Source organism: Mesorhizobium sp. M1A.F.Ca.IN.020.06.1.1, assembly GCF_004023265.1.
In the GTDB taxonomy this organism is placed as follows: domain Bacteria; phylum Pseudomonadota; class Alphaproteobacteria; order Rhizobiales; family Rhizobiaceae; genus Mesorhizobium.
Genome location: NZ_RZSR01000397.1, coordinates 1 through 5108, shown reverse-complemented (window position 1 = coordinate 5108; position 5108 = coordinate 1). Strand labels below are relative to the sequence as shown.

Here is a 5108-nt window from a genome sequence, read left to right as displayed (position 1 = left end):
CGAGCACTACGTCTCATCGATGACGGGCGCGGTAAAGGAATAGCGTCCGCATGCATAACGGCGCGCGTCATCGATGAGACGTAGTGCTCGACGAAGAACGAATAAAGCACCACCACCGGAAGCGAGCCGATCAGCGCGCCCGCCATCAGCGCTCCCCATTCATAAACGTCCGAGCGGACGAGCTCGGTGAGCACGCCGACCGGAACCGTCTTCTTCTCCGACGACTGGATGAAGGTCAGCGCGTAGATGAATTCGTTCCAGGAGAGCGTGAAGGCGAAGATGCCGGCAGAGATCAGGCCCGGCACCGACAGCGGCAGCACGATCTTGGTCAGGATCTGCCAGCGGGTGGCGCCGTCGATAAGCGCGCATTCCTCCAATTCGAAGGGGATCGAACGGAAGTAGCCCATCAACAGCCAGGTGCAGAACGGGATCAGGAAGGTCGGGTAGGTGAGGATCAGCGCGAAGGGCGTGTCGTAGAGACCGAGGTTGAACACCATCACCGACAGCGGGATGAACAGGATCGAGGGCGGCACCAGATAGGCGAGGAAGACGGCAAGGCCGACTTGGCGGGCGCCGGAGAACCGCAGCCGCTCGATCGCGTAGGCGGCGAGCACCGCAGCCGCCAGCGACAGGAAGGTGGCCGCCGTCGATATGATCACCGTGTTGAGCAGCCAGCCGGGATAGGAGGTCTCCAGGAGCAAATAGCGTATGTGCTCCAGCGTCGGATGCACGACCCAGAACGGATTGTAGTTCACATAATCCGTCATCTCGACATTGGGCTTAACCGCCGTGATCGTCATCCAATAGAATGGAAACAGCAGCACGATGAGAAACACCAGCAGCGGCAGATAGACCGTGACCACCCGGCGCGGCAGGCTCTGCAGGTAGCCCATGCCGCCTTCGTCGGTGTCCAGGCGCTCGACTTCTCTGATCGCGGCCATATCAGTCTCCGCCGCCTTGCTGCCACCTGCGCCGTTGCAGGCCGAAATAGCTGAACAGGATCGCCGCCAGCAGGAAGGGGATCATGGCGACCGCGATTGCCGCGCCTTCGCCGAGCTGGCCGCCGGCAATGCCGCGCTGGAAGGACAAGGTCGCCATCAGGTGGGTGGCGTTCACCGGCCCGCCGCGGGTCAGCACATAGATCAGCTGGAAATCGGTGAAGGTGAAGAGCACCGAGAAGGTCACGGTGATGGCGATGATGGGCGTCAAAAGCGGCAGCGTCACATGGCGAAACAACTGCCAGCGGCTGGCGCCGTCCAGCGTGGCGGCTTCATAGAGCGACTGCGGGATGGTCTGCAGGCCGGCAAGCAGCGTGATGGCGACGAACGGGATGCCGCGCCAGACATTGGCCGCGATGACGGAAGCGCGCGCGTTGGTCGGATCGCCAAGGAAGTTGATGCGGTGGTCGATCAGCCCCATCTGCTGCAGCGCCCAGGACAGGATCGAGAACTGCGAATCGTAGATCCACCAGAAGGCGATGGCCGACAGCACCGTAGGCACCACCCAGGGCAGCAGCACCACCGCGCGGAAGAACGACTTGAAGGGCAGCTTCTCGTTGAGGATGAGAGCCAGCCAGAGGCCGAGCACGAATTTCAGGATCGAAGCGCTGACCGTGTAGAGCACGGTGTTGAAGACCGACAGCCAGAACACGCTGTCGCTCCAGAGATATTCATAGTTCTCGACACCGATATAGATGCCGGGCCGGCCGATGCGTGTGTCGGTGAAGCCAAGCCAGACGCCGAGTCCCAGCGGATAGGTGAGAAAGACCAGGAGCAGCGCCGCCGCCGGCAGCATGAAGCCGAGACCAAGAGTGTTCCGGCTCTCGGCAAGTCGCGAAAGCATCGACGGACGCCGCTGAACGGCAACGGATGACACGGCCATGGGCGCGGATTCCTCGCAACATGCGGTGGAGTGGTGGTGGCCGCGTGGTCCTTCCGTGCCCCGGAAGATCCCGACGCGGCCACCCTTGCTTCAGGTGCCCGGCAGGATCAGACGCGATAATAGCGGTTGGCGCGCTTTTCGGCCTCTTCCATCGCCTCTTGCGGCGTCGCCTGTCCCGTCACCGCCTTGGCGAACATGTCGACCAGCACATAATCGGCCATGGTCGCGGCCGAGGCATAGCCGAGCGGCCCGGCATAGCCGTTGGGTCGCAGCGTCGCCGAAGCTTTCGCGTAAGCGGCATTGTTCGGGTCGGCCTTCCACACCGGATTGTTGTCGAAAGCCTTCAGCGTCTGGCAGCAATAGCCGGCCGACGACGTGATCCAGTCCGACATCTGCGGGTCCTCGAACATGAACTGCAGATAGGCTTTGGCCGCATTGGGGTAGGGCGTGTAGTTGAAGATGACGGCCGTGGTCACCTGGAACAGCTCGACCGATTTCCCGACCGGACCGATCGGCAGATTGGTGGTGCGGATGTCCTTGGCTATCTCGGCCAGCTTCGGGTCGTTGTCCTTGTTGACCTTGGCGGTGTTGTAGGCCGAGATGCCGTTGGCGATCACGCTTATTTCGCCGGCCAGGAAGGCGCGGTTGTTGTTGACGTCGAGCCAGCTTTCCGTGCCGGGGATGAAGGTCTTGTAGAGCTCCTGCGCATACTGGATCGCCTTCAGCGTCTCGGGGCTGTTGATCGTCACCTTGCCGGCTTCGTCGACCATCTGGCCGCCATGGCTCCATAGCAGCCAATGCGCATAGTTGTTGCCGTCGCCGACGCCGTGGCCATGGGTGAACCCGGCGGGATGGCCCTTTGCCTTCAGCGCCTTGCACAGGTCGAGGAAACCCGCCGTGTCCTTCGGGAATTCCGAGAAGCCGGCCTCCTTCACCCAGCTTTCGCGATAGACGATGGCGTTGCCGATGGTGGCGAGCGGCAGGCCGAGGAACTTGCCCTCGCGCGTCGCATACTGCTTCGGGCCGTCGTGCCAGCCGCCATACTTCTTGCCGAGATGGTCGCCGAGTTCGGTCACGTCGAGCGGCTTGTCGGGATATTGGTGCGGGTCGTCGAACCAGACGAACATCAGGTCGGGACCGGAGCCGACATTGGCGGCGACGGCCGCCTTGGGCCGGATGTCTTCCCAGCTCTCCTTGTCGACGCGCACCTCCACGCCGGTCGCCTCGGTGAACCGCTTCGTATTCTTCAGCCATTGGTCCTCGTCGCCCTGCACGAAAGGCGACCAGCGCAGCAGCCGGAGCTTGGCGCCTTCCTCCGGCTTGTAGGTGAGGCCCTCCTGGGCGAAGGCGCTCGAGCCGACGAAGCGGCTGCCCAAGGCCCCGGCGGCCGCGCCGGCGGTCGTGCGGATCACGTCGCGTCTGGTGAACTTCATGCTCGTCTCCTCCTGTGGGTTTCCTCGTTGCGTGGTCTATGGCGCCGCTTCGATCCGCTGGCCCGTTTCGCCGTGAAACAGATGAATGGGGCCGGGTTCCACCGACAGCCGGATGGTTTCTCCCGGCGCGAAGGAATGGCGTTCGCGGAAATTGGCGACGATATCCTCTCCGCCGGCCGTCCGTTCGATGATCTGCACTTCCGAGCCGGTCGGCTCGATCACCACCACGGTGACCGGAATGCCGTCCTCGGCCAGCCGCAGATGCTCGGGCCGAACGCCGAGCACGACGGCTTCGCCGTTGCCGATCGCGGGTGGTTTCGACAGAGGCACGGAGACGCCACCCGCGCCCCGGAACGACGACGGCGCGCGGTCATTGGCGAATGTGCCCTTGAGCAGGTTCATGGCCGGCGAGCCGATGAAGCTCGCGACGAAGAGGTTGTTCGGCCGGTCGTAGAGCTCGAGCGGCGGCCCGATTTGCTCGACGAGGCCGTCATGCATGACGACGATCTTGTCGGCCATGGTCATGGCCTCGATCTGATCGTGCGTGACATAGATCGTCGTCGTCTTCAGCCGCTGGTGCAGTTCCTTGATCTCGGCGCGCATCTGGACCCTCAGCTTGGCGTCAAGATTGCTGAGCGGCTCGTCGAACAAAAACACCTGCGGATTGCGCACGATCGCCCGGCCCATGGCGACGCGCTGCCGCTGGCCGCCCGAAAGCTGGCGTGGATAACGCGACAGAAGCGGCACCAGCCCGAGGATCTCGGCCGCCCGCTTCACCCCGGCATCGCTCTCCGCCTTGGCCACTCCCTTCAGCATGAGCGAGAACGCCATGTTCTCGGCAACGGTCATGTGCGGATAGAGCGCGTAGTTCTGGAAGACCATGGCCACGTCGCGCTCCTTCGGCGCAACATCGTTGACGACACGGCTGCCGATCGAAATATGGCCGCGGGAGATTTTTTCCAGCCCGGCAATCATCCGCAGAAGCGTCGATTTTCCGCATCCCGACGGCCCGACCAGCGTGACGAACTCGCCGTCCTCTATGTCGACGCTGACGCCGTGCAGGATCTGGGTGGCTCCGAACGACTTGTAGACATCGCCAATCGCGACAGACGCCATCGAACTCCTCCCGATGGTCCCTGCGGGTTTCGCGGGGAGCCGTTTCCAATCAAGGTGTGGCTGAAACGGATGCCGGCAAGCATCCACCACTGGCGTCGGCGACGTTTGCCCCAGCTCCCCCCGGGTCACGCGACTGTGAAACGGTAGCGCTACCAAACCCGCCTGTAAAGCTGCGGCGCATGCCCTTAGACTTTCGTCTCAAAGGACAAATGAGCCAGCCTGCCGTGAGCTAAGTCGATCCAGGGCCGTGCCGCGTGGCCGCCGATCAGTCGGTGAAGAGCGCTGAATGCGCATTAGCAAGTACTAAGGTGTAGATTTCAACCTAGCCGAGAAAGAGCCGACAGTGCCCGTTTCCGCGCAGACGGGATTGGCAGCTGTCCCATTCGAGATGCGGTAATGCTGATAGCGGTGCTTCCGGTGTGGCCCTGCTGCCACCGCGGGAAGGGCGCGGCCGCTCCTTGGCCGTGTTCACCCGCCGATCAGAAACGCCGCAATCAGCTTCTGCAAGTTCCCGCCCGGACCGAACTCGACCTTGTCGAAGTCGCGGCTGGCCCGGCGCTGCGCCTTGGAAAGCTGGTCGAGATAATTCGTCAGCTCCGCCCTGATCTTGGTGCAGCCGGGGTCGTCGGCAACGGTGAGGCCGGTGCTGACGAATTATCTCGACCAGCTTTCCAAGGC

The 5108-nt window shown here is 63.1% G+C and carries 4 protein-coding genes and 1 pseudogene; all 5 read right to left on the bottom strand.

Annotation, left to right across the window (positions count from 1 at the left end):
• Positions 1 to 941 (bottom strand): carbohydrate ABC transporter permease (locus tag EOA60_RS17985; protein ID WP_164899380.1); only part of this gene is annotated, 941 nt, incomplete at its 3' end.
• Position 942: 1 nt separating this feature from the next.
• Positions 943 to 1881 (bottom strand): sugar ABC transporter permease, encoded by a 939-nt coding sequence (locus EOA60_RS17980; protein ID WP_127335204.1) that lies wholly within the window; start codon positions 1879 to 1881, stop codon positions 943 to 945.
• Between the two features lie 107 nt (positions 1882 to 1988).
• The gene (locus tag EOA60_RS17975) at positions 1989 to 3314 is read right to left on the bottom strand and encodes an ABC transporter substrate-binding protein (protein WP_128311685.1); all 1326 of its coding nucleotides are present in this window, start codon (positions 3312 to 3314) and stop codon (positions 1989 to 1991) included.
• 36 nt (positions 3315 to 3350) lie between these two features.
• Positions 3351 to 4430: a sn-glycerol-3-phosphate ABC transporter ATP-binding protein UgpC gene (ugpC, locus tag EOA60_RS17970; protein WP_127335205.1), complete on the bottom strand. Its 1080-nt coding sequence runs from the start codon at positions 4428 to 4430 to the stop codon at positions 3351 to 3353.
• A gap of 468 nt (positions 4431 to 4898) precedes the next feature.
• Positions 4899 to 5081, bottom strand: a pseudogene (locus EOA60_RS17965) (DUF922 domain-containing protein); the annotation flags it as partial.
• Positions 5082 to 5108 lie beyond the last annotated feature (27 nt).

Excerpts from the sequence above, each read along its gene's own strand:
- EOA60_RS17980 (WP_127335204.1), bottom strand. The coding sequence starts at position 1,881 with ATGGCCGTGTCATCCGTTGCCGTTCAGCGGCGTCCGTCGATGCTTTCG.
- EOA60_RS17975 (WP_128311685.1), bottom strand. The coding sequence starts at position 3,314 with ATGAAGTTCACCAGACGCGACGTGATCCGCACGACCGCCGGCGCGGCC.
- ugpC (WP_127335205.1), bottom strand. The coding sequence starts at position 4,430 with ATGGCGTCTGTCGCGATTGGCGATGTCTACAAGTCGTTCGGAGCCACC.